Here is a 22,928-nt window from a genome sequence, read left to right on the forward strand (position 1 = left end):
TCTCAGGAAACGTCACCTACCGTCATGGGGTGCCCCGCATCCCGCTCCCGCGCACCCGCCGTGGCCGCTGGCTCGCCCTGGCCGCCGTGGTGCTCGTCCTCGCCGCGGCCGGTCTGGTCTGGGCCCGCTCCGGCAGGCAGTCCCCGCCCGTGGCGACCAGGGACGCCGTCGTGGCCGTCCCGGCCGCGCCCGGCTCGGCCGAGCAGGTGCGCCTGGACACCACGCTCTACCTGCCCGCGCGCACCCCGGCCCCGGCGGTGCTGCTGCCGCACGGATTCGGCGCGGACAAGACCAGCGTGGCCGGGCCCGCCCAGGAACTGGCCCGCCGCGGGTTCGTCGTGCTCACCTATTCGGCGCGCGGCTTCGGCCGCAGCACCGGGCAGATCGGGCTCGACGACCCAGATCTCGAGGTGGCCGACGCCCGCGCGCTGATCGACCGCCTCGCCGCCATGCCCGAGGTCCGGCAGGACGCCCCGGGCGACCCGAGGGTCGGCGTCGCCGGGGCCTCCTACGGCGGCGCGCTCGCACTCCTGCTCGCCGGCTACGACAAGCGCGTCGACGCGATCGCCCCCGAGATCACCTACAACGATCTGGCCCAGGGCCTGATCCCGAACTCCGCGGCGGCCGCGGCGCCGCAGGCGGCCACTCCGGCCGCCGGTGCCTTCGGCGGCGACGGGGTGTTCAAACGCTCCTGGGCCGGGCTGCTGTTCTCGGCCGGTTCTCCTGGCTCCGGCGCCGGTGGCCTCGGCAGCGAGGCACCCGAACCGGGACAGCAGTCCGGCGGCACCGGGCAGACCGGTGCGAGCGGGTCCTCGACGGCCGCGGGGGCCGCGCCGCCCGCCTCCGCCCAGCAGCCCCCGGCGCCGTCCACGCTGTGCGGCCGGTTCACCGCCGAGATCTGCCAGGCCTACACCGAGCTCGCCACCACCGGGCAGGCGAGCACGCACACCATCGACCTGCTGCGCCGCGTCTCCCCCGCCTCGGTCACCGGCCGGATCACCGTGCCCACGCTGCTCGTGCAGGGCGAGAACGACACCCTGTTCGGCCTCGACCAGTCCGACGCGAACGCCCGCCAGATCGCCGCGGCGGGCGGCAAGGTGCAGCAGATCTGGTACGCGGGCGGCCACGACGGCGGCTCGCCGGGCCCCCAGCTCCGTGCCAAGATCGCGGACTGGCTGTGGTTCCAGCTCACCGGGGAGGGCACCAACCCGGTCGGCGGCTTCTTCTACGACGTGCAGGGCTCGCTGCGCGCCTCCGGCGCCCCCTCGGTCCGGGTCGTCGAAGCCGGTGGGTATCCGGGCCTGTCCGGCGGCGGCACGGACCGGCAGCAGGTGGCGCTGTCCGGCGGGCCGCAGAACATCGTCAACCCGCCCGGCGGGACCCCGGCGGCCATCAGCGGGATGCCCGGGCTGAACGGCCTGGCCGGCTCTTCCCGGGTCACCGGGCTGTTCGGGATCGACCTCCCCGGCCAGTCGGCCCGGTTCACCTCGGCCCCGCTGGACAAGCAGCTGCTGGTCGCCGGGTCACCGACGGTCCGGCTGCGCCTCTCGGGGAACAACCCCGGCGCGACCCTGTTCGTGAAGCTCTACGACGTCAACCCGGACGGCACGCGCACCCTGCCGTCCAACGCCGTCGCCCCGATCCGGGTCGCACTGCCCAGCGGCGGCAGCCCGGTCGAGGTCACGGTGACCCTGCCGGGCGTGGTGCGCCCGGTGGAGTCCGGGCACTCGCTGCAACTCGTGGTCGCCACCACCGACCAGGCCTATGCGACCCCGGTGGCCCCGGCCGCCTACCAGGTCGCGCTGGACGGCGGCCTGTCCGTGCCGACGATCCCCGGGACGGCCGTCGGCGCCGGGTGGCCGACGGGCAGCCTGCTGGCCCTCGCCGGGATCCTGGCCGCGGCGGCCGTGATCGCGCTGGCCGCGGCGGTGCGCCGCCGTCGCCGCATCCGGCGGCCCGAACCCGGGCTGGCCGCGGTGCCGCTGGTGATCAGCGGCCTCACCAAGTCCTATCCCGGCGGGCTCACCGCGGTGAACGGACTGTCCTTCCGCGTCGAGCGCGGCCAGGTGCTGGGCCTGCTCGGTCCCAACGGCGCGGGCAAGACCACCACGCTGCGGATGCTGATGGGCCTGATCACGCCCACCGCGGGCGAGATCAGGGTGTTCGGGCACCTCGTCGGCCCCGGCGCCCCGGTGCTGTCGCGCATCGGGTCCTTTGTAGAGGGTTCCGGTTTCCTGCCGCACCTGTCGGGCACCGCGAACCTGCGGCTGTACTGGGACGCCACCGGGCGCCCGCGCGAGAAGGCCCATTTCACCGAGGCGCTGGAAATCGCGGGCCTCGGCGACGCGGTGCACCGCAAGGTCCGCACGTACAGCCAGGGCATGCGGCAGCGCCTGGCGATCGCGCAGGCGATGCTCGGCCTGCCGGAGCTGCTCGTGCTCGACGAACCGACCAACGGGCTCGACCCGCCCCAGATCCACCAGATGCGCGAGGTGCTGCGGCGCTACGCGGCCACCGGCCGCACCGTCGTGGTGTCGAGCCACCTGCTGGCGGAGGTCGAGCAGACCTGCTCGCACGTGGTCGTCATGCACCGCGGGAGGCTGGTCGCCTCCGGCGAGGTGGCCGACATCGCCGCCGCGGGCGGCGAGGCGACCTTCCGGGTGGACGACGCGGAAGCGGCGGCGGCGGCCCTGCGCGCGGCCGGCGGCGTGTCGCAGGTGGACGTCGACGGCGATCTGGTGCACGCGGACCTGGACGGCCTGCCGCGGGCGGAGGCGGTCGCGGCGCTGGTCAGGGCCGGGATCGCGGTGGAACAGGCGGGCCCGCGGCGGCGGCTGGAAGACGCCTTCCTCCGCCTCGTCGAGACGAAGGACGAACTGACATGAGCGCAGGCCAGGCCCCGAACGGCGGGGCCGCCGGGCACGGTGTGCACACCGATCCGGCGGCGCTGGACGAACTGACCGAAGCGGCGCGGCACGAGCACGACGAGGTGGGGCCGGATGGCGCGGTGGCGGGCTACCGCGCCATCCGGACGCTCCGGCTGTCGGTGGAGCTGCGGCGCCAGCTGCGACGGCGGCGCACCCAGTTGGTGCTCGGCTTCGTGATGGTGCTGCCGTTCATCCTCGTGCTGGCGTTCCAGGTCGGGCAGTCCAGCCCGAACCGCCGCTCGGGCGGGTTCGTCGACCTCGCCACCGCGAGTGCGCCGAACTTCGTGGTGCTGGCGCTGTTCGTGGCGGGCGGCTTCCTGCTGCCCACGATCGTCGCGCTGTTCTTCGGCGACACCGTGGCGAGCGAGGCCTCGTGGTCGAGCCTGAAGTACCTGCTGGCGATCCCGGTGCCGCGGCACCGGGTGCTGCGGCAGAAGGCGGTCGCGTCGGGACTGCTGTCGCTGGGGGCGCTGGTGCTGCTGCCCCTGGTGTCCCTGGCGGTCGGCCTGCTGTGGTACGGGGCGGGCGACGCGATCAGCCCGACCGGGGACGCGATCCCGTTCGACCGGAGCCTGCTCGTGCTGGCCGCGGCGATCGGCTACCTCGTGATCCAGCTGGCCTGGGTGGCGGCGCTCGCGCTGCTGCTGAGCGTGTCGACCGACGCCCCGCTGGGCGCGGTCGGCGGGGCGGTGCTGGCGGCGATCCTGTCGCAGATCCTGGACCAGATCACCGCGCTGGGCAGTCTGCGCAACTACCTGCCGACGCACTACGCCTACGCGTGGATGGACCTGATCGCCACCGACGTCGACTGGACGAACATCGCGGCGGGCGTGCTGTCCGCGGTCGCCTACGCGACCGTGCTCGGCCTGCTGGCCGCCCGCCGGTTCGCCGTCAAGGACATCACCAGCTGAAACGTTCACCACCTACAGTGGAACCGTGTCACCGATTGCCGTGGAGGACGACGGCCCCGTCGCAGTGCTGAGGATGCGGTGCGGCCCGGCGAACCTGCTGGACGAGACGGTGTGCCGGGAACTGGCGGCGCGAGTCGACGGCCTCTCGGCAGGCGGGCACCGGGCCGTGGTGCTGACCGGACGGCCGGAGGTGTTCTCGGCCGGGTTCGATCTGCGGCGGCTGCGGGCCGGAGGCGCACCCTACGTCCGCCGGTTCCTCCCCGCGCTGTCGGACGCACTGCTGGCGCTGTTCGGGTTCCCCGGCCCCGTCGTCGCGGCCGTCAGCGGGGACGCGCTGTCCGGCGGCGCGGTGCTCGCCGCCGCCTGCGACCGCCGCGTGATGAGCGCGGAGCGCGGCCGGTTCGGGCTGACCGACCTGGCCGCGGGCCTGCCGTTTCCCCTGGTCGCGATGGAAATCCTGCGATGCGCCTACGGCAGTCGCCGCCTGCCGGAGCTCGTACTGGCCGGAAGGCCCTGCGCGGGCCCCTCGGCACTGGCCCTCGGCCTGGTCGACGGACTCGCCGCGGACACCGAGGTGCTGCCCCGCTCGGTCGAGATCGCCACCCGGCTGGCGGCGGTGCCCCCGCGCGCGTTCACGCATACCAAGGCGCAACTGCACCGGCCGTTCGACGAGCGGATCGGCGAGCACCGGGCGGCCGACGACGCGTACGTGGAAATGCTCTGGGCGGCTCCGGAAACCCACGCGGCGATCGATGCCTACCTGCGGCGGGCCGGAGAACCGGGCTGAGCGATCCGGGCCCACGGCGGTAAAATTCCCGCATCACTCTTCCTTGCACCGCAGGAGGCGCCGATGCCTCGTCCGGTCCACTTCGAGATCCACGCGACCGATCCGGAGCGTGCGATCACGTTCTACACCACGGTTTTCGACTGGACGTTCGAACGCTGGGACAACGCCCCGTACTGGCTCATCAGTACCGGGGACGGGCCGGGAATCGACGGTGGACTCGTGCCACGGCAGGGACCGCCACCGGACGAGGACGCCCCGCTCAACGCCTACCCCAGCACGATCGAGGTCGACGACCTGGACACCATCGTCCGGCACGTACGGCAAGCCGGGGGGAAGGTCGTGGTGCCCCGGTGCGCGATCCCCCGTATCGGGTGGCTGGCCTACTGTACCGACACCGAGGGCAACCTCTTCGGCCTCCTCCAACCCGACGAAAACGCCACCCGAGTCCCCTGAGTCCCACGCCCGGCGGGCCCTTCCGGAGCGGCACGCGGCCGTGGCACCGCCGGCCGTGGGACCCGGGCTATTTGAGCCCGGCGGCGTCCATGCCGCGGAGTTCCTTCTTGAGGTCGGCGATCTCGTCGCGCAGGCGGGCGGCCAGTTCGAACTGCAGGTCGCGGGCGGCCTGCATCATCTGGTCGGTCATGGACTGGATCAGATCCGCCAGTTCCGCCCGTGGCATGGACGAGACGTCGCGATCGACCAGCACGCCGGAGCTCCGGCCACCGCCACCCTGCTCGGGCTTCTTGCCCCGGGAGACATTGCGGCCCGAACCGCCGACCTCGATCTCCCGCTCGGAATCCTCCGCCTCCGAGTAGACCCGGTCGAGGATGTCGGCGATCTTCTTCCGCAGCGGCTGCGGGTCGAGGCCCCGCTCGGTGTTGTAGGCGACCTGCTTGGCGCGCCGCCGGTTGGTCTCGTCGATCGCGTACCGCATCGAGTCGGTGATCTTGTCCGCGTACATGTGGACCTCACCGGAGACGTTCCGGGCGGCCCGGCCGATCGTCTGGATCAGCGAGGTGCCGCTGCGGAGGAAGCCCTCCTTGTCCGCGTCGAGGATGGCCACCAGCGACACCTCGGGCAGGTCGAGCCCCTCCCGCAGCAGGTTGATGCCGATCAGCACGTCGAAATCGCCCGAACGCAGCTGCCGCAGCAGCTCGACCCGGCGCAGGGTGTCCACCTCGGAGTGCAGGTACCGGACCCGGATGCCGAGTTCGAGCAGGTAGTCGGTGAGGTCCTCGGCCATCTTCTTGGTCAGGGTGGTGACCAGGACCCGCTCGTCGCGGTCGGCGCGCGCCCGGATCTCGTGCACCAGATCGTCGATCTGCCCCTCGGTGGGCTTGACGATCACCTCCGGGTCCACCAGCCCGGTCGGCCGGATGACCTGCTCGACGAACTCGCCCCCGGTCTGCCCCATCTCGTACGGGCCGGGTGTGGCCGACAGGTACACCGTCTGGCCGATCCGGTCGCTGAATTCCTCCCAGGTCAGCGGCCGGTTGTCCAGTGCGCTGGGCAGCCGGAACCCGTGTTCCACCAGGGTGCGCTTGCGGGAGGCGTCGCCCTCGTACATGCCGCCGATCTGGGGCACCGTCACATGCGACTCGTCGATGACCAGCAGGAAGTCTTCGGGGAAGTAGTCGATCAGGGTGGCCGGTGCCGAGCCCGCGGGCCGTCCGTCGACGTGCCGCGAGTAGTTCTCGATCCCCGAGCAGAACCCGACCTGCCGCATCATCTCGATGTCGTAGCTGGTGCGCATGCGAAGCCGCTGAGCCTCCAGCAGCTTGCCCTGCTTCTCCAGCTTGGCCAGTTGCCCGGCCAGTTCGGCCTCGATGCCGGCGATGGCCTTCTCCATCCGCTCCGGCCCCGCCACGTAGTGGGTGGCCGGGAAGATCCGTACCTCGTCGACCTCCCGCACGATCTCGCCGGTCAGCGGGTGCAGGTAGTAGAGCTTGTCGATCTCGTCGCCGAAGAACTCGACGCGGATCGCCAGCTCCTCGTAAGCCGGAATAATCTCGACGGTGTCCCCGCGGACGCGGAAGGTGCCGCGGGCGAAGGCGATATCGTTGCGGGTGTACTGCACGTCGACGAGCGCGCGGAGGAACACGTCGCGCTCGACCTCGGTGCCCACCTCGAGCTTGGCTGAGCGGTCGAGGTAGGACTGCGGGGTACCGAGGCCGTAGATGCAGGACACCGAGGCGACCACGATGACGTCCCGGCGGGACAGCAGGTTCATGGTCGCGGAGTGCCGCAGCCGCTCCACGTCGTCGTTGATCGACGAGTCCTTCTCGATGTAGGTGTCGGTCTGCGGAACGTAGGCTTCCGGCTGGTAATAATCGTAGTAACTGACGAAGTACTCGACCGCGTTGTGCGGGAACAGTTCGCGCAGTTCGTTGGCCAGCTGCGCGGCCAGCGTCTTGTTCGGCGCCATCACCAGCGTGGGCCGCTGCACGCGCTCGATCAGCCAGGCCGTGGTGGCGGACTTGCCGGTACCGGTGGCCCCGAGCAGCACGACGTCCTTTTCGCCCGCCCTGAGCCGCCGCTCCAGCTCGTCGATCGCGGCGGGCTGGTCACCGGCGGGCCGGTAATCGCTGACGACCCGGAACCGGCCGTCCGAGCGCGGGATCTCGGAGACCGGGCGGAACTCGGACTGGGCGAGCACGGGGTGTTCGGTTGCGAAAGCCACGGCACCAGCCTAGGCCCGCCCACCGACATTTTCCGGCGGCCCGGCAGCGGTCCGGCGCAGGAGTTCAGCGCAACCGGCGGCAGGCGCGGCGGGCGGAGCGGGTCAGGCAGGCCTCGCAGGGCATCCCGCCGATGCGGTCGAGCACCTCGACATCGCCCGGCACGAGCAGTTCGCCGCACAGGGCGACGAGGTGCTCGGGGATGGGCCCGAACTCGGGGATCGGCACGATGTGGCACACGCGTTTGCACTCTCCGACCACACCTCGGCGGAGGCGGACGACCGCCACGACTTCGGTCGGCTCGGCGTGGATGACGTTCCCCATGCGTGAAGCCTAAACCGGAATAATCGTGGAATCTTCGTGCCGGGAACCCAATGATCACTCGGTCGGCTGGTGCCAAGGACCGAAACGGTCTCGACTTTGACTATCGGAGGCCCCACCATGGACCGACCGTCACGGCCCTCGCCGCCGGATGACCCGGCTGGCCGGATCGGCCGTCCACCCGTACGGGTTAGCGCGTGAGGAGGACCGCCCCGCCGAGCCGGTGGCACAGCTTGAGCGCGAGCTCGATGTCCAGCCTGCTCTCGGCCACCGGCCTGCCGAGGATCTCCTCCGCCTTGCGGACGCGGTACTGCACCGAGTTCTTGTGCATGGTCAGCCTGCCCGCCGCCGCCGTGTAGCTGCTGCCGGTGGCCAGGAAGACGCGCAGCGTCTCGCGAAGCCGTTCGTGCTGCTCGTCGCCGGTGGCCAGCTCGCCGAGCGTTTCGGCGACCCAGGTGCGGGCCGCGGCCAGGTCGGAGGTCATCAGCGCGATCGCGCCCACGTCGCGGAAGGTCAGGACGCGCCCGCAGTGCTCCCCGGCCGCGGTGGCCAGCGCGTGCACGCGCATCGCCTGGCGGTGGCTGCGGCGGAACCCGTCGACGCCCTCCCCCGGCTCGCCCAGCACGAGCCGCACCGCGGGATCGGCCTTGGCGAGCACCCGCTCGACGTGCTCCTCGCCGGGCAGCGCCGGAGCCGACAGCGGGAACCACACCCAGGCGCACAGCTCGTCGACCGGCACGAACAGCGGTTCCCCCGCGGTGGGCAGGTCGGCGGCGATTTCGCCCGCCACCAGTTCCAGGCTGCCCAGCGCGTTGCCGTGGGCGGGGTCGAGCCCGTGCCAGACGATCACGGCCAGGTGCGTGCCGCGCAACCGGTAGCCGATCGCGGCCTCCGTGGCGTCGAGTTCGGCGCCGCCGCCCTCCAGCAGGGATCGCACGCGGGCGGCGCGCATGGCGCTGCGGTTGAGCAGCCACCGGTCGCGTTCCTCCTGGTAGGCCGACACCACCTGCTGGGTTACCCGGTCGATGAAGGTGAAGGTGATGGTCAGCGCCTTGCCGAGCGCGGCGCCGAGCAGGACCGGATCCGGCATCAGCTCCGGTGCCACGGCGATGGCGTGGTTGAGGATCGCGGTCTGGCCGAGGTAGTAGGCGCGGATCAGGTCGATGACCGGGATACCGCGCTGCGCGAGGCGGCGCGCGTACTCCATCGCCGCGGCCGGCGCCTCCACCCGCGCGGGGTCGATGCCGTGCTGGAAGATCCGCAGAGCGGTGTCTATGTTCTGGTACAGGCTCGCCGAAAGGAGGCTGACCACACTCTCGTCGTCGTGCACGAGGTTGGGCAGCTCGCGGGCGTACAGCTTCACCAGGTCGCCGGTCAGCTCCGCGGTCCGCGCACTGAGGCGGGCGGCGAGGCGGGCGATGTTGTCGGTGACGACCGCTTCGTCCAGCACGCGATCACCCTACCCGCGTGACACTCGTTTTCGGCCTGTAAACCGGCGAAGATGACCCCATGACAGAGCACGCGGAAGCGATCCATCCGCCGAAGATCGAAACCTTCGACCTGGCTGCCGGAACCAACACCGATCCGAAGGGGAACGTCCGGGAGGTCGAGGAATACCGCGTCACCGATTTCGGCCTGTACCTCGCGCGCCCCGCGCCCGGGCGGGCCCAGTTCCACTACCTGGAGTCGTGGTTGCTGCCCGGGCTCGGCCTGCGGCTGACCGATTTCTGGTTCTCCCCGGGACACGAGCTCGACCAGGACTTCTACCTCGACGTGGTGACCGTGGAAGCGGACGGGACCACCTGGCGCACCACCGACTGGTATCTGGACCTGATCACGCGCGAAGGCCGGGGCCTCGAGGTGCTCGACACCGACGAGTTGCTCGCCGCTTCGTCGGCCGGCCTGATCAGCCCGGCCGAGGCACGGCATGCCCTGGAAGTCACCTACGACACCGTCGAGGGCCTGGCATCGCACGGGTACAAGCTGCACGAGTGGCTGTCCACGATGGACATCGAACTCACTTGGCGCCGCCACTGATTTCTCACAATATGAGATTGCGCTCCCGAAATGCGGGATGACCGAGTAGTGTCACGGCCATGGCCCGCTACACGCATGGACACCACGAAGCGGTGCTGCGCTCGCACGCCGTCCGCACGGCCGAAGACTCCGCCGCCTACCTCCTGCCGCACCTGCGCCCGGGGATGGCGCTCCTCGACGTCGGGTCCGGCCCGGGCACGATCACCGCGGATCTCGCCGCCCTGGTGACGCCGGGCGAGGTGACCGCGCTCGAACCCACCCGCGAGGCGCTCGCGCTCGCCGAACGCACCGCGGCGGAGCGAGGTGCGCGGAACATGCGTTTCGACACCGGGGACGTGCACTCGCTCCCCCACCCCGATGGCCGGTTCGACGTCGTGCACGCCCACCAGGTGCTGCAGCACGTGCACGATCCCGTGCTCGCCCTGCGGGAGATGCGGCGGGTGCGCACTCCGGACGGTGTGGTGGCCGCCCGCGACGCCGACTACGCGGCGATGACCTGGTATCCCGAGATCCCCGCCCTCGACGAGTGGCTGTCGGTGTACCGGCGCACCGCGCGGCACAACGGCGGCGAACCGGACGCCGGGCGGCGCCTGCTGTCGTGGGCACGGAAAGCCGGTTTCACCGACATCACCGCCAGCGCCTCGGTGTGGTGCTACGCCACCGCCGAGGAACGGGCGTGGTGGGGCGGGCTGTGGGCCGACCGGATCCTCGAATCGGCCATCGCCGGGCAGGCCGTGTCCTACGGCTACGCCACCCATGCCGACCTGAAGCGGATTTCCGAGGGCTGGCGTGAGTGGAGCGAGGCACCCGACGGCTGGTTCTCCGTCCTGCACGGCGAAATCCTCTGCCGGGGCTGACCCCGTCCGTCCCCCGCCCCCGGGGCCGCGGCCGGTGCTCGTGCCTCAGACCGTCCAGCCGGTCTCCGCGGCCCAGGCTTCCGCCCGTTCGAAGGCGGCGTTGACCCAGCCCTGCTTCTCGGTGGCGTAACCGGCGCCGTTTCCGTCGTTCGCGTGGGCCTCGGCGAGCTTCCGCTTCACCGCGGCATAGGCGTTCCGCTCCGCGGGGCTGGCCCGCAGCCAGGCCGGGAACAACAGGGCAAGCCGCCACGCGGGCGTCTGGAGCGTGCGCACGTGCAGGTTCACCTGCCTGCCCGGATCCGCGCCGAAGTGGAACCGCTTCACCCACGGTTCCGCCCCGCCCTGCGGGTCGTCGAACCACTCGCCTTCGGCCCGGGGGAACCCGGCGTCGGACAGGGCGGCGGCGAGCGCGTCCGCGTCCTCCACTGTGGACACAGTGAGCTGGAGGTCCAGCAGGTCCTTGGCGGGCAGCCCGGGCACCGAGGTCGAGCCGATGTGGTCGGCGCGCACGGCGCGCTCCCCCGCCGCCATCCGGATCCGCGCCAGCGCGCGCTCCGCCTGCACCGGCCACGCGGGGTCGTAGCGCACGACGACCGGCGATTTCGGCGGGCGGGGACGGCGCAGCCGGATGTTGGCCTCGAACGGGACGAGCCGGTCCGCCCACAGCCGGTCCACCTCGGCCAGCACGAGGTCCGGCGTGCCGCCGTTGTCGAGCCACACGTCGGCCGCGGCACGGCGCTGCTCTTCGCTCGCCTGCGCGGCGATCCGCGCCCGCGCGTCGTCCTCGCTCATCCCGCGGATTTCCACCAGCCGCCGGATCCGCGTTTCCACCGGGGCGTCGACCACCAGTACCAGGTGGTAGGCGGCGCCGAGGCGGCCCTCCACCAGCAGCGGGACGTCGTGCACCACGATCGCGTCCGGCGGGGCCGCCGCCATCAGCTCCGCGGTCCGCGCACCGATCAGCGGGTGCAGGATGCCGTTGAGCCGCTGCCGGGACGTCTCGTCGGCGAACGCGCGCGCGGCCAGCGCGGGACGGTCCAGCGTTCCTTCCGCGGTCAGGATCTCCGGCCCGAACGCCTCGGCGAGCGCGGCGAGCCCCGGGGTGCCCGGCTCCACCACCTCCCGGGCCAGTGCGTCGGCGTCGATCAGCACCGCCCCGTGTTCGGCGAGCCTGGTCGCGACCGTCGATTTGCCGGCACCGATCCCGCCGGTGAGTCCCACGCGCAGCATGGCCGCATTCAACCAGGCCCGGCCAGGCCCGCACCCCACCGCCGTCTCGCGCACGCGCCGCAGCGCGCCGTAATCGAACCGATACGGCTGACACGCCGCTTCGCCTACGACGATCCTGTGCCGCCGTTGGTACGGTCGCGGCGGGAAAGTCGTCCAAACGGAGGAACGATGCCCGCGAGCAAGCACGTCGGGAAGCACCGGCTCGGTACGCCGGGGCTGGTGCACTGCGTCCAGCATCGCCCGGTGGCCCTGGCGCTGGAGGATTACCGGCGTACCTGGCTCACCGCGCTCCTCGTGCCCGCCAAACACAGCCTGGCCGGGCTGCGCCGCCGCGCCGCCATGGCCGCGCACGAACGCGCCTGGATCCCGGCCACCACCTGACGACGCGAGGGCGGGGCTCCCGGCGCCTGCGTGCCGGGAGCCCCGCCGTCTTTCGCGTCCGGCTCAGCCCGTGACCAGGGTCAGGCCGTAGGCGGAGAGGATCTCGTTCACCGGCTGGAAGAACGTGGTGCCGCCGGAGGTGCAGTCACCGGAGCCCCCCGAGGTGACCCCCTGGGCCTGGCTGCCGCTGACCCACGAACCGCCCGAGTCGCCGGGCTCGGCGCAGGCGTTGGTCTGGGTGAGCCCGCTGACCGTGCCTTCCGAGTAGTTCACCGTCTGGTTCTTGGCCTGGATGGTGCCGCAGTGCCAGCCGGAGGTGGATCCCGACCGGCACACCGAGGCGCCGACCGCGGCCGCGGTCGAGCCGGTGACGGTCACGTCGCCGTTGCCGTAACCATCCACAGTGGACGTGGGTGTCCAGCTCGAGTCCGTCTGGACATAGGAGTAGTCGTTGCCGGGGAAGGACGAGGCGGCGAAGGTGCCCATCGAGGAGCCGTCCGGCCCGGTCACCGAGTCGCCCGCGCTGCCGCAGTGGCCCGCGGAGACGAACCCGCCCTCGACCGAAAAGCCCACCGAACAGCGGGCCGCGTCGTTGATGTAGTAGGCGTCACCGCCGATGACGTCCCCGGACAGGAGCCGGGGAGCCGCGGTGGTGGTGTCCACCCGCACCGGGCCGGCCGCCCTGGCCTGGTCGAGGAAGCGCTGCACGGCCGGGTTCGCCGCCGCGCCCTGGCGGACGGTGACGACGACGGTGTTGGCCCGTTCGTCGACGTACCAGCCGGTGACCTCCTTGGGGGCGGAACGGCCCGCGAAGGCGTCGATCGCGGCCTTGGCCGCGTCGAGCGCGGCCTCGGTGCGGGCCACCGTGACCGCCTCCGCCCCGGCCTCCCGCACGGCGGCCGTCTTGGCCGCGTCGGTGACGGCGACGGCGAGCCTGCCGGTGGCGGCGTCGTACCAGGAACCGCCGAAAGCGGCCCCGGCCGCGGCCCGCGCGGCCGGTTCCACCGCGGTCGCTTCGGCCTCGTGGCGAAGCCGGTCCTGGACCTGCGCAGCGGTCAGGCCGAAGTCCCGCTGCATTGCGGTGAGCACGGGCTGGGTGGCGAGCGGAGCGGCGGTAGCGGCGGGGGCGAGGCAGACCGCCATGACCGCACCGGCCACCAGGCCGGCCACTCCGGTCGCCCGGGCAAGTTTGGTTCGCTTCATCGGATCGCTCTCTTCGTCGGGGAGCAGGGACCGGGTCGCGCGACCACGCCCCGAGTCTCGCGCCCGTCACCCCGTTCCCGAAACCCGGCGAAAGTAGGTTGGTTAATAACCCATCTTTCGTCGGAAAGCGCTTACGACAGGACCGTCACCCCCGCCGCAGGGGCTGGGGCCAACACCCGAGCCGTCAGTTCACGCAGTCGGAGAGGTCGGTGTCGGACGCGCTGGAGATCAGGGAGCTCACCGTGGAGGTGGGTGGTTCACCGCTTTCCGCCGCCCGTGCCACGGCAGGTGCCGAGGAGGTGGCCGAGGACGAGGAAGACGAGGACGAGGACGACGGGGACGAGGCCGCGGCCCCGGGGCCGCCGAGCAGGGCGCGCAGGAAAGCCTGTACCTGCACCGGGTCCACCTTCACCGCGTCGCCGTCGTAGCGAGTCTGCAGGCTCAGCGACTGCACCGGGATGGTCTTGAAGGTGATCCCCCCGGCGGCGAGCGTGCGCATCTGCTGGGCGAACCGCAGGATGTCCCAGCCCTGGTCCAGCAGCACCGACTGCTGGACCGCGGTGACCAGCGCGCTCAGCTTCACCGGATTGGCCAGCGTGCCCGCGTCGAGCACCATCTTCGCCGCGCCGGACAGGAAGGCCTGCTGCCGGGCGATCCGGTCGAGGTCACCGGCGGGCAGCCCGTGGCGCTGCCGCACGAATGCCAGCGCCTGCGCCCCGGACAGGACCTGCCTGCCCGCGGGGAAGTTCGCACCGGAGTAGGTGTCCCGCACCGGCGCCTTCAGGCAGACCGGCACGCCGCCCACGGCCAGGCTGAGCTGGTAGAACCCGGCCAGGTTCACCGCCGCGTAGTGATTGATCCTCAGCCCGGTGAACTGCTGGACGGTCTTGATCGCCACCCTGGCACCGGCCTGGTCCGCCAGCCGTTCGCGTTCGGCGCCGGTCACGCCACGCGCGGTCAGCCGGCCCCATTCCGCGTTCCTGCCGTAGCTGTACGCGGAGTTGATCTTGTGTTTGCCGTAGTTCCCGGCGATCTCGACATAGGAGTCGCGGGGAAGGGACACCGCCGTCGCCTCACCCCCGCCCTCGGGGATGTGCACGACGATCATCGTGTCGGTGGTGTCACCGCCGTCGGAGGCGTCCCCGGCATGTAGCAGGTCGAGCAGGTCCTGCGGCAGCGGGTTGCCCTGGACGTCGGTGCGGCTGTCGATCCCGACGAGCAGGATGTTCTGCTCCGGCACCGAGACCGACTCGGTCTCCGGCGGGAGCTGCGCCGACGGTTCGATCACGTCCGCGGTGGCCATCCCGGTGGACAGCCGCTCCAGTTGCGTCCAGCCGTACCCCGTCATGCCGAGCACCAGCACCGACGCCAGCCCGAGCACGGTGCACGCGACAGGTTTCCAGCGCACGCCGGCCCTCCCCCAGGTTCACCCGATCCAGTGAGTCCATCATCCAGATCTTTTCTGACAGTTTCCTGTGAACCCGGAAATTCCCTGCCGTGAACTTCGGATCACCGATCGGCCGGGGCGGCGAACGGGAGCACGGGAAGGCCGCGGACGCCGGGACGGTACCGGAACAGCGCCCCGGCCTCGGGCTCCGCGCCGCCGGGCACGCCCTGCCGGGAGGTGGTGATGTACAGCTCGTTCAGATCCGGGCCGCCGAACGTGCAGGCGGTGACGTGGCGGGCGGGCAGGGGCACCTTCTCTTCGAGCCGTCCGCCCGGGGTGTAGCAGCCGACGGCCGACCCGCCCCACAGCGCGATCCACAACCGTCCGTCCGCGTCGACCGTCATCCCGTCCGGGGCCCCGCCGCCGGCGGGGAGGCGCAGCAGGGTGCGACGGCCGGTCAGTCCGCGAGCCGGGTCGTAGTCGAAGGCATCGACCCGGTGGGTCGGGCTGTCGATGTAGTAGGCGGTGCCCCCGTCGGGGCTGAACGCGAAACCGTTGGAGACGGTGACACCGGTGAGCACCGTCGTGACCGTGCCGTCCGGATCGAGGCGGTAGAGGCTGCCCGCGCCGGTCCGCTCGTCGTAGGCCATCGATCCACAGTAGAACCGGCCGTCCGGATCGCAGCCGCCCTCGTTCATCCGCACCCCCGGCTCACCGAAGACCTCGACGAGCGGACGGACGTGCGCCAGCGACGGGTCCGCGATCGCGAAGCCGCGTTCGACCGCGAGCAGCGCGCGGCCGTCCGTGCAGGGCCGGACCACCGCCGCGACCTCCCCGACGTGGCTGCGGCGCACCCGCTGCGTGGCGGGGTCGAGTTCGAGCACGTCGCCCGCCAGCATGTCGACCCAGCGCAGTCCGGGCCAGCCCGCGTACCACACGGGCCCTTCCCCGTGCTGGGCAACGGGTTCCGTGATCTGCTCCACTGTGGACACGGTTATTCCCCCACCATTTCGCGAACCGCCTGCGTCGTGGTCTCGATGAGCCGTTTCATTGCGCGGAACGCGGCGACCGGCCGGTGCCCGCGGACGGCGACGAGCACCGCGTGGTGCAGCGGCAGGGTGGCGGCGACGCCGCCGGGCGCGTGGGAACTCGCCTCGAGTCCGTGGTGCAGGCTCGCCTCCAGCAGCCGTCCGAGCTGTTCGATCAGCTGGTTCCCACTGGCGCGCAACAGGATCAGGTGGAACGCGAGATCGGCCGCGACGAACTCCTCCTCCGCGCCGGGCAGCTTCGGTGCGTGGGACTCCATTCGGGCGTAAGCGCTTTCCAGCACCGCGAGCTGCTCGTCGGTGGCCCGCTCCGCCGCCAGCTTCGCCGCGCCCGGCTCGACCATCAGCCGCAACTCCAGCAGATCGCCGAGGAAACCGGCCCTGCCGAGCTGACCGTGCCAGGTGAGAACCTCGCGGTCCATCAGGTTCCACTGCTCGCGCGGCAGCACTCGAGTGCCCAGCCGAGGCCGGGCTTCCACCAAGCCCTTGGCGGCCAGGGCCTTCACCGCCTCCCGCACCCCGCCGCGGCTGACCCTGAGCTGCGCGGCGAGTTCTGTCTCGTTGGGCAACTGGCTGCCGTCGGACAACTCGCCCGAAACGATGCGCCGGCCCAGCCACTCCACGACCCGCCCGTGGATGGTGCGATGCCTGCCGAGTGGCCCCTCCTGCGTCATACCCACGGACTATACGGCCGCTCCGGCGCTGGGCGGCACCGGAGCCGGAGGGAGGAGGTGCGCGATCAAGCCTTGACTGAATCGACGAATCATCCAATGATTCAGGCACGCTGAAGCGCCCTGACCCGAGTTCCCCGCCGACGTGGATGGGTGGTTGACCATGAGCGAACAGTCCCCGGCCTCACGCAGGACCCTGCTGAAGGTTTTCGGAGCCGGTGGCGGTGCGGTGGCCGCGAGCGCCCTGCTGGCCGCCTGCAACGGAGTCCAGAACAAGACCGGCACCGGCGGTGCCGGAGCGTTTCCCGCCACCGGAGCGTGGCGGTTCGTCTTCATCAACCATGTCACGACCAACTCGTTCTTCGTGCCCACGAAGAACGGCATGGCCGACGCGGCGAAGCTGCTCGGCCTGCCCGAACCGCAGTGGACCGGCTCGGCCGAAGGCAACGTCGCCGAGATGGCTTCGGCGTTCTCCACCGCGATCAACGGCAACGCGGACGGCATCGCGATCGCGCTGACCGACAGCAACGCCTTCGTCGACCCGACGAAACGCGCACTGGCCAAGGGGATCCCGGTGGTGGCCTACAACGCGACCGCGCCGGGGAACTACCCGCTGACCTACGTCGGCCAGGACCTCTACCAGTCCGGGTACCTGATGGGGCGGCGCATCGCCGCCGACGTCACCTCCGGCACCATCCTGGTCGGCATCTCCCAGCCCGGCGGCAACAACGTGCAGCCCCGGCTCGACGGCATCGTCGCGGCGCTCAAGCAGGCGGCCCCCGCGGTCACCGTGCTGCCCATCAACACCGGTGCCGAGCAGGCGAACGAACTCAACGCGATCACCGCCGCCTACGACGGGCACCCCGACGCCAAGGGGATCTACGCGGTGGACGCCGGAAGCACCGCCTCCATCGCCCAGCTCATCGCCACCCGGAACCTGCAGGGCAAGGTGCACGCCGGCGGGTACGACACACTTACGGACACCCTCAAGGGCGTCGGCTCCGGGGCACTGGACTTCACCATCGACCAGTCCGCCTACCTGCAGGGTTTCCTGACCGTGCTCTACCTCTACCTGTTCCGGCTGTCCGGGACGCTGGTGTCTCCCCCGGCCACCGACACCGGCCTCACGTTCGTCACGAAGGACAACGTGGGCCCGTACCTGTCGGCCGACAGCCGCTTCGAGGGCGGGCCGAAGGCGGATCTGGTCCCGATGCCGGCGTCGATCCCGCTGCCCGCCGCGACCACGCTCACGCGGTGACGGGGATGGCCACGACGGAAACGCCAGCCGTCCCGGCCGCCACCGCGGCCCGCGGCGGGTTCCTGCCGGGACTGATCCGGGTCCGGGAGTTGAGCATCCTGCTGGTGACGGCCGCCGCGGTGGTCTACTTCGCCCTCACCAGCGGGCCGGGGTTCGCCACCTCGGAGAACTACCACACCATCGCCCAGTACGTGGCGCCCTGGGCGATCGTGGGCGCGGGCGAGGTGCTGGTGCTGATCTGCGGGCAGATCGACCTGTCCGCAGGGTTCGTGTTCACGCTGGCCCCGTTCGTGCTGGTGCTGTTCGCCAACAACGGCTGGCCGCTGTGGGCCGCGCTGATCGGCGCGGTCGCGGTCGGCACCGGGATCGGGGTGGTGAACGGGTTGATCCACACGTGGTTCGGGCTGTCGTCGTTCATCACCACGCTCGGCATGGCCTTCCTCCTGTGGGGCCTGTCGCTGATCGTTTCGGGCGGTTCGCCGGTGAGCGCGCCGCACGACGGGGTGATGGCCGTGTTCGGCGGCTGGGGCTGGTCGGAGTTCCTGTGGGCGCTCGTGGTGGTGGCCGTCATGCAGGTGGTGCTGTCCACCACCCGGTTCGGCGTGGCCACGCGCGCGACCGGCGGAAACCCGGTCGGCGCCGCGGAATCCGGCATCCGCACCAGCCGGGTCAAGGTGATCTGCTTCGCGATCACCGGGGGGCTGGCGGGATTCGCCGGGATCCTGCAGGGCACCCGGGTCGGCTCCTACGACCCGACCAACGGCGGGTTCAACACGATGTTCTACGCGGTGGCGGCCGCGGTCATCGGCGGGACCGCCCTGCTCGGCGGTTCCGGCACGGTGATCGGTGCGTTCCTCGGCGCCTTGCTGCTGGGCCTGGTGTACGACGGGTTCAACCTCACCGGCATCAGCGCGAACGCGTTCTACGTGGTGCTCGGTGTCGCGATCCTGGTGGCCGCGCTGCTGAACGTGTACCTCACCCTGCTGCGGAAACGACTGGGCTCCCCGAACCCGGGTCAACGGAGGCGGTCATGAGCGACACTGGCGAAGCCCCTACCCAGGACCGCCGACCGGGCGCGGGTGCCCCGCACAACACCGAGGCGGTCATGAGCGACACACCTCCCTTGATCGCGGCGGAGCACGTGAGCAAGCGGTTCGGTCCGGTGCAGGCGCTGCGGGACGTCAACCTTTCCGTGCGGCGCGGCGAGATCCTGGGCCTCATCGGCGACAACGGGGCCGGAAAGTCCACTTTGCTCAAGATCCTCACCGGCTACCACCGGCCGGACGGCGGGCGGTTGCTGTTCGAGGGCGAACCCGTACTGCTGAAGTCCGTGACGCATGCCCGCTCGCTCGGTATCGAAACGGTGTTCCAGGATCTCGCGCTGGTCAACGATCTTCCGGTGTACCTCAACCTGCACCTGAACAAGGAGCTGGTGCACCGCCCGCTGCCCTTCCTGCGCCGCAGGGAAATGAAGCGCCGGGCGCGGGAGGCGCTGGACGCGATCGGGATCAGCATCCCGTCGGTGACGGCCGAGGTGGGCCAGCTCTCCGGCGGGCAGCGGCAGGCGATCGCGGTGGCGCGGTCGGTGTACTCGCACGGCGCGAAACTGCTGCTGCTCGACGAACCGCTCGCGGCGATGGGCGCCAAGGAGGGCGGGCTGATCCTGCGGCTGCTGGCGCAGCTCAAACAGCGGGGCGATCTCGCCATCATCCTCATCGCCCACAACTACAGCCAGGTCGTGGACGTCTGCGACCGGGTAAACCTGTTGCAGCACGGGGAAATCACCTTCGACCAGCGGTCGGAGGACACCTCCGTGGCCGAACTGCTCGAACTCGTGCACGCGGAATACCGTCTCAACGGCTGAATCGCCGTCCTCGAACAACCGGGAGGTGCCTGATCATGCGAGGGAAAATCGCGTTCGCGGTGGGCGTGCTGACCGCGGCGACAGTAGGGTTGTCCGGCGTGACCTCTTCCGCCGCACCGGGATCCGCGGCCTCGCCGCCGACCATCAGCAAGGAGTACTTCGGGCAGGCCGACGGCACCGCCGTCTACCGCTACACCCTGGGCAATGCCAGGGGCATGCGGGTGCGGATCCTCAGCTACGGCGGGATCATCCAGACCCTGGAGGTACCCGACCGGCACGGCCACCGGGCCAACGTGGTGCTGGGTTTCCCGACCCTGGCCGACTACGTCGCGAAGAACAGCCCGGCCGCCGGGGGCGGGGTGTACTTCGGCGCGCTCGTCGGCCGCTACGCCAACCGCATCGCCAAGGGCACCTTCACCCTCGACGGGCGGACCTACCACCTTCCGGTCAACAACAACGGCAACAGCCTGCACGGCGGCACCTCGGGCTTCGACCAGAAGGTGTGGGGCGCCGAGGAGGTCCCGGCGATCTCCGGGCGGGGTACGGCGGGGCTGCGGCTGAGCCTGACCAGTCCCGACGGGGACCAGGGCTATCCGGGCACGTTGCGCGCGACGGTGACCTACACGCTGGACAACGAGAACCGGCTGTCGATCGACTACCGGGCCACCACGGACAAGCCCACGGTCGTCAACCTCACCAACCACACGTACTGGAACCTCGCCGGGGAGGGCTCGGGCACGGTGTACGACCAGCGGCTGCAGCTCGACGCCGGGCGCTACACCCCCACCGACGCCACGCAGATCCCGACCGGTGAACTGGCCCCGGTGCAGGGCACCCCGTTCGACTTCCGCGCGCCGGTCCCGATCGGGGCGAGGATCAGCGACAACGATCCCCAGCTGCTCACCGGCCAGGGCTACGACCACAACTGGGTGCTGGACTCGGGCGGCGGACCGGTGCCCACCGTGGCGGCGCGCGCGACCGACCCGGGCAGCGGCCGCTCGCTGACCGTGTCGACCACCGAGCCGGGGATCCAGTTCTACTCGGGCAACTTCCTCACCGGCACCCTCGTGGGCACGGGCGGGAAGATCTACCGCCAGAGCGCCGGTTTCGCATTGGAGACCCAGCACTTCCCCGACTCGCCGAACCACCCGGAGTTCCCCAGCACCGTGCTGCGGCCCGGGCAGACCTACCACTCCACCACCGTCTACACCCTCGGCACCGACTGAGCCCTGGCCGTGGCCGTGAGGGGATCCCTCACGGCCACGTCCTGTGTCAGGCCCCCGGCCGGCGTCAGCCGCTGGTGGCCGGCTCCTCCTCGGGGATGGGGCTTGAGGTCTTGCGGCGAGTGCCGAGCGTGACGAGCACCGACGCCGCCGTCAGTGCGATCCCGAACCAGATGACGGCTCCGACACCGAGACTGTCGGCGACCAGTCCGCCGAAGAGCGCCCCGAGCGCGATGGACGTGTTGTATCCCAGCGTGTTGATCGACATCGCGGCTTCGAACGTGTCGGGGGCGGCGGCGAGCGTGATGGTGATCTGGCACAGGTTCGCGGCCCCGAACGAGGCTCCCCAGACGGCCAGGCAGACGATCGAACCGGCCTGAGTGTGGCCGAGCGTGAGCAGCAACAGCAAGGACCCGGCGAGCCCGGCGCAGGCGGCGATGAAGCTGCCCCGCAGGTTCTTGGTGACGGTGTGACTGGCGATGAAGTTTCCGATCGCGCCGCCGAGTCCGTAAACGATCAGCGACAAGGCCACATACGCGGGCGTGGCGGAGGAGTTCTTCTCCAGCCAAGGACGCACGAACGTGTAGGCCCCGAAATGACCGAGCACGTACAGCACCACGGTGATCATCACAACGCGCAGCCGCACGTTCACCAGCGGGAGCTTGAAGACCTCCCGGGCCGAAACCGCGTTCTGCGACGGCAACGACGGTATCAGCGCGGCAACCGCAAGGCACACCAGCGCGCTGAGGCCGCTCCAGATGACGAACGTGGTTCGCCAACTGGTCAGGTTTCCGAGATAGGTCCCCAGCGGCATGCCCGCCACCGTGGCGATCGAGATGCCGGACAGGGCGATGGCGGCCGCTCTGCTGCTGTGGCGTTCGGGTACCAGCCGCATCGCCATGCTCACGCCGATCGCCCAGAAGACCCCGTTGGCGAATCCCATGACGAGCCGCGCGGTCAGCACCAGCGGGTAATTCGGCGAGACGCCGGTGATCAGGTTTCCCAGTGCCAAGATCGCCAGGAGTCCGGACAGGAGTACACGCCGGTTCACGCGCCTGGTCCAGGCCACGATGAACGGTACGCCCAACCCGGCCGAGACCCCGTACAAGGTGACCATCAGCCCGGCGGCGCCCACCGAGATGCCGAGGCTGTCGCCGACCGGAGTGAGCAGACCGACCGGCATCAGCTCGGTTGTGACGAAGGTGAACAAGCTTGCCGTGATGACGGCAACACCCAGCCATGACCGCGCGGTCGAGTGCGGGTGTTCATCGCGTGTGATCATTTTGTCTCTCTGTCGCGTGCTCAGGGCTTGGCATTGCCGGGACCAGCTCGCCGGGGCGGCTTGCTCGTCCGTCGGGCTGCCGGATTTGCGCGATCACCACGGCGCCGATGATCACGAGGATTCCGGCAAGCTGCGTGATCGACAGGGTCTCGTGCCGGAACAGGTATCCGAGGATCGTCGCGACGACCGGACTGCCCAGGGCGAGGAAGGAAACCGCCGTCGCAGGCAACCGCGCTATCCCGCGGAACCAGATCGCATAACTGATGAGGGCGCCCAGCGAGATGAGGTAGCCGAACCCGAGGATGTTGGCGCCGTTGAGTTTGTCCGGCAACCCTTCGACGGCCAGCGTGAAGGGCAACGACACTCCTCCGCCTGCGGTGAGTTGCCAGCCGGTGAAGGGAAGCAGCCCCACACCGTCCGGGCGTCCCCACAGTTTGGTCAGCGTGATGCCGGTGGCCATGCAGACCGCCGCGGTCACCGCGGCCAGGACACCGGGCACGTCCACGGTCGCCGTTCCCTTGAACACGAGCAACACCACACCGACCACGCCGAGGACGCACGCCAGCAGATGCACTGGCCGGACCCTGTCCCCGAGGAACAGCGCCGCCAGGATCAGGACGACCATCGGCTGGACCGCCATGATCATGGCTGCCACTCCCCCCGGCAGGCGGTAGGCGGCGACAAACAGCAGGAAGTTGAACGCGCCGATGTTGAGCGTCCCGAGTACCAGGGCGCGCCATAGCCAGATTCCGGTCGGCAGGACGCGGGCGAAGGCCAGCAGGATCAGGCCCGCGGGAAGCGCCCGCACGGTGGTGGCCAGCAGCGGGCGATCCGGCGGCAGCAGCTCGGTGGTCACCAGGTAGGT

21 protein-coding genes are annotated in these 22,928 nt (G+C 70.9%); 11 read left to right on the plus strand and 10 right to left on the minus strand.

What is annotated here, in order from left to right; all coding sequences use genetic code 11:
- Positions 1-29: 29 nt before the first annotated feature.
- From ORV05_RS21490 to ORV05_RS21505, 4 genes are all read left to right on the plus strand, one after another.
- Entirely contained in the window at positions 30-2,885 is a 2,856-nt protein-coding gene (locus ORV05_RS21490; protein ID WP_268753818.1) for an alpha/beta fold hydrolase, read from the plus strand.
- The gene (locus tag ORV05_RS21495; RefSeq protein WP_268753819.1) at positions 2,882-3,838 is read left to right on the plus strand and encodes an ABC transporter permease; all 957 of its coding nucleotides are present in this window, start codon (positions 2,882-2,884) and stop codon (positions 3,836-3,838) included. Before ORV05_RS21490 ends, ORV05_RS21495 begins: the two co-directional genes overlap by 4 nt.
- 25 nt (positions 3,839-3,863) lie before the next feature.
- On the plus strand, positions 3,864-4,625 hold the full coding sequence (locus ORV05_RS21500; RefSeq protein WP_268753820.1) for an enoyl-CoA hydratase/isomerase family protein: 762 nt from the start codon (positions 3,864-3,866) through the stop codon (positions 4,623-4,625).
- Positions 4,626-4,688: 63 nt separating this feature from the next.
- Positions 4,689-5,078 (plus strand): VOC family protein, encoded by a 390-nt coding sequence (locus ORV05_RS21505; protein WP_268753821.1) that lies wholly within the window; start codon positions 4,689-4,691, stop codon positions 5,076-5,078.
- A gap of 67 nt (positions 5,079-5,145) precedes the next feature.
- Here ORV05_RS21505 and uvrB read toward each other — a convergent pair whose 3' ends face one another.
- The 3 genes from uvrB to ORV05_RS21520 all read right to left on the minus strand — a co-directional run bounded on the left by uvrB (position 5,146) and on the right by ORV05_RS21520 (position 9,074).
- A complete protein-coding gene (uvrB, locus tag ORV05_RS21510; protein ID WP_326938075.1) occupies positions 5,146-7,305 on the minus strand; it encodes an excinuclease ABC subunit UvrB in 2,160 nt (719 codons plus the stop codon).
- A gap of 64 nt (positions 7,306-7,369) precedes the next feature.
- Positions 7,370-7,627, minus strand: a complete 258-nt coding sequence (locus ORV05_RS21515) for a hypothetical protein (protein WP_268753822.1) — start codon at positions 7,625-7,627, stop codon at positions 7,370-7,372.
- A gap of 187 nt (positions 7,628-7,814) precedes the next feature.
- A complete protein-coding gene (locus tag ORV05_RS21520) occupies positions 7,815-9,074 on the minus strand; it encodes a PucR family transcriptional regulator (protein WP_268753823.1) in 1,260 nt (419 codons plus the stop codon).
- A gap of 59 nt (positions 9,075-9,133) precedes the next feature.
- Between ORV05_RS21520 and ORV05_RS21525 the strand changes: the two genes are divergently transcribed.
- On the plus strand, positions 9,134-9,661 hold the full coding sequence (locus ORV05_RS21525; RefSeq protein WP_268753824.1) for a DUF402 domain-containing protein: 528 nt from the start codon (positions 9,134-9,136) through the stop codon (positions 9,659-9,661).
- A gap of 59 nt (positions 9,662-9,720) precedes the next feature.
- Entirely contained in the window at positions 9,721-10,518 is a 798-nt protein-coding gene (locus tag ORV05_RS21530; RefSeq protein WP_268753825.1) for a methyltransferase domain-containing protein, read from the plus strand.
- A gap of 45 nt (positions 10,519-10,563) precedes the next feature.
- Here ORV05_RS21530 and coaE read toward each other — a convergent pair whose 3' ends face one another.
- Positions 10,564-11,748 (minus strand): dephospho-CoA kinase, encoded by a 1,185-nt coding sequence (gene coaE / locus ORV05_RS21535; protein WP_268753826.1) that lies wholly within the window; start codon positions 11,746-11,748, stop codon positions 10,564-10,566.
- Positions 11,749-11,916: 168 nt separating this feature from the next.
- Here coaE and ORV05_RS21540 point away from each other — a divergent pair, with 168 nt between their 5' ends.
- A complete protein-coding gene (locus tag ORV05_RS21540) occupies positions 11,917-12,129 on the plus strand; it encodes a hypothetical protein (protein ID WP_144586140.1) in 213 nt (70 codons plus the stop codon).
- Between the two features lie 63 nt (positions 12,130-12,192).
- On the opposite strand, the gene ORV05_RS21545 is transcribed toward ORV05_RS21540, so the two are convergent.
- From ORV05_RS21545 to ORV05_RS21560, 4 genes are all read right to left on the minus strand, one after another.
- Positions 12,193-13,332, minus strand: a complete 1,140-nt coding sequence (locus ORV05_RS21545; RefSeq protein WP_268753827.1) for a S1 family peptidase — start codon at positions 13,330-13,332, stop codon at positions 12,193-12,195.
- Positions 13,333-13,516: 184 nt separating this feature from the next.
- On the minus strand, positions 13,517-14,680 hold the full coding sequence (locus tag ORV05_RS21550) for an LCP family protein (protein ID WP_268759848.1): 1,164 nt from the start codon (positions 14,678-14,680) through the stop codon (positions 13,517-13,519).
- 161 nt (positions 14,681-14,841) lie between these two features.
- Complete coding sequence (locus ORV05_RS21555; protein ID WP_326938076.1) at positions 14,842-15,711, minus strand: SMP-30/gluconolactonase/LRE family protein; 870 nt, start codon at positions 15,709-15,711, stop codon at positions 14,842-14,844.
- 2 nt (positions 15,712-15,713) lie between these two features.
- Positions 15,714-16,439, minus strand: coding sequence for a FadR/GntR family transcriptional regulator (locus tag ORV05_RS21560; RefSeq protein ID WP_268753828.1), 726 nt, complete (start codon positions 16,437-16,439; stop codon positions 15,714-15,716).
- Positions 16,440-16,599: 160 nt separating this feature from the next.
- On the opposite strand from ORV05_RS21560, the gene ORV05_RS21565 reads away from it, so the two are divergent.
- The 4 genes from ORV05_RS21565 to ORV05_RS21580 are packed head-to-tail and all read left to right on the plus strand — an operon-like array spanning position 16,600 to position 20,784.
- Entirely contained in the window at positions 16,600-17,694 is a 1,095-nt protein-coding gene (locus tag ORV05_RS21565; RefSeq protein WP_268753829.1) for a sugar ABC transporter substrate-binding protein, read from the plus strand.
- 5 nt (positions 17,695-17,699) lie between these two features.
- Positions 17,700-18,728, plus strand: a complete 1,029-nt coding sequence (locus ORV05_RS21570; protein WP_268753830.1) for an ABC transporter permease — start codon at positions 17,700-17,702, stop codon at positions 18,726-18,728.
- Positions 18,725-19,558: an ATP-binding cassette domain-containing protein gene (locus ORV05_RS21575; RefSeq protein ID WP_268753831.1), complete on the plus strand. Its 834-nt coding sequence runs from the start codon at positions 18,725-18,727 to the stop codon at positions 19,556-19,558. The genes ORV05_RS21570 and ORV05_RS21575 overlap by 4 nt, the downstream gene beginning before the upstream one ends.
- Before the next feature lie 35 nt (positions 19,559-19,593).
- A complete protein-coding gene (locus ORV05_RS21580) occupies positions 19,594-20,784 on the plus strand; it encodes an aldose epimerase family protein (RefSeq protein WP_268753832.1) in 1,191 nt (396 codons plus the stop codon).
- Positions 20,785-20,848: 64 nt separating this feature from the next.
- Here ORV05_RS21580 and ORV05_RS21585 read toward each other — a convergent pair whose 3' ends face one another.
- On the minus strand, positions 20,849-22,063 hold the full coding sequence (locus ORV05_RS21585) for an MFS transporter (RefSeq protein WP_268753833.1): 1,215 nt from the start codon (positions 22,061-22,063) through the stop codon (positions 20,849-20,851).
- Positions 22,047-22,919 (minus strand): EamA family transporter, encoded by an 873-nt coding sequence (locus ORV05_RS21590; protein ID WP_268753834.1) that lies wholly within the window; start codon positions 22,917-22,919, stop codon positions 22,047-22,049. The genes ORV05_RS21585 and ORV05_RS21590 overlap by 17 nt, the downstream gene beginning before the upstream one ends.
- Positions 22,920-22,928: the final 9 nt, after the last annotated feature.

Source organism: Amycolatopsis cynarae (genome assembly GCF_026802195.1).
Classification (GTDB): Bacteria; Actinomycetota; Actinomycetes; order Mycobacteriales; family Pseudonocardiaceae; genus Amycolatopsis_E; species Amycolatopsis_E rhizosphaerae.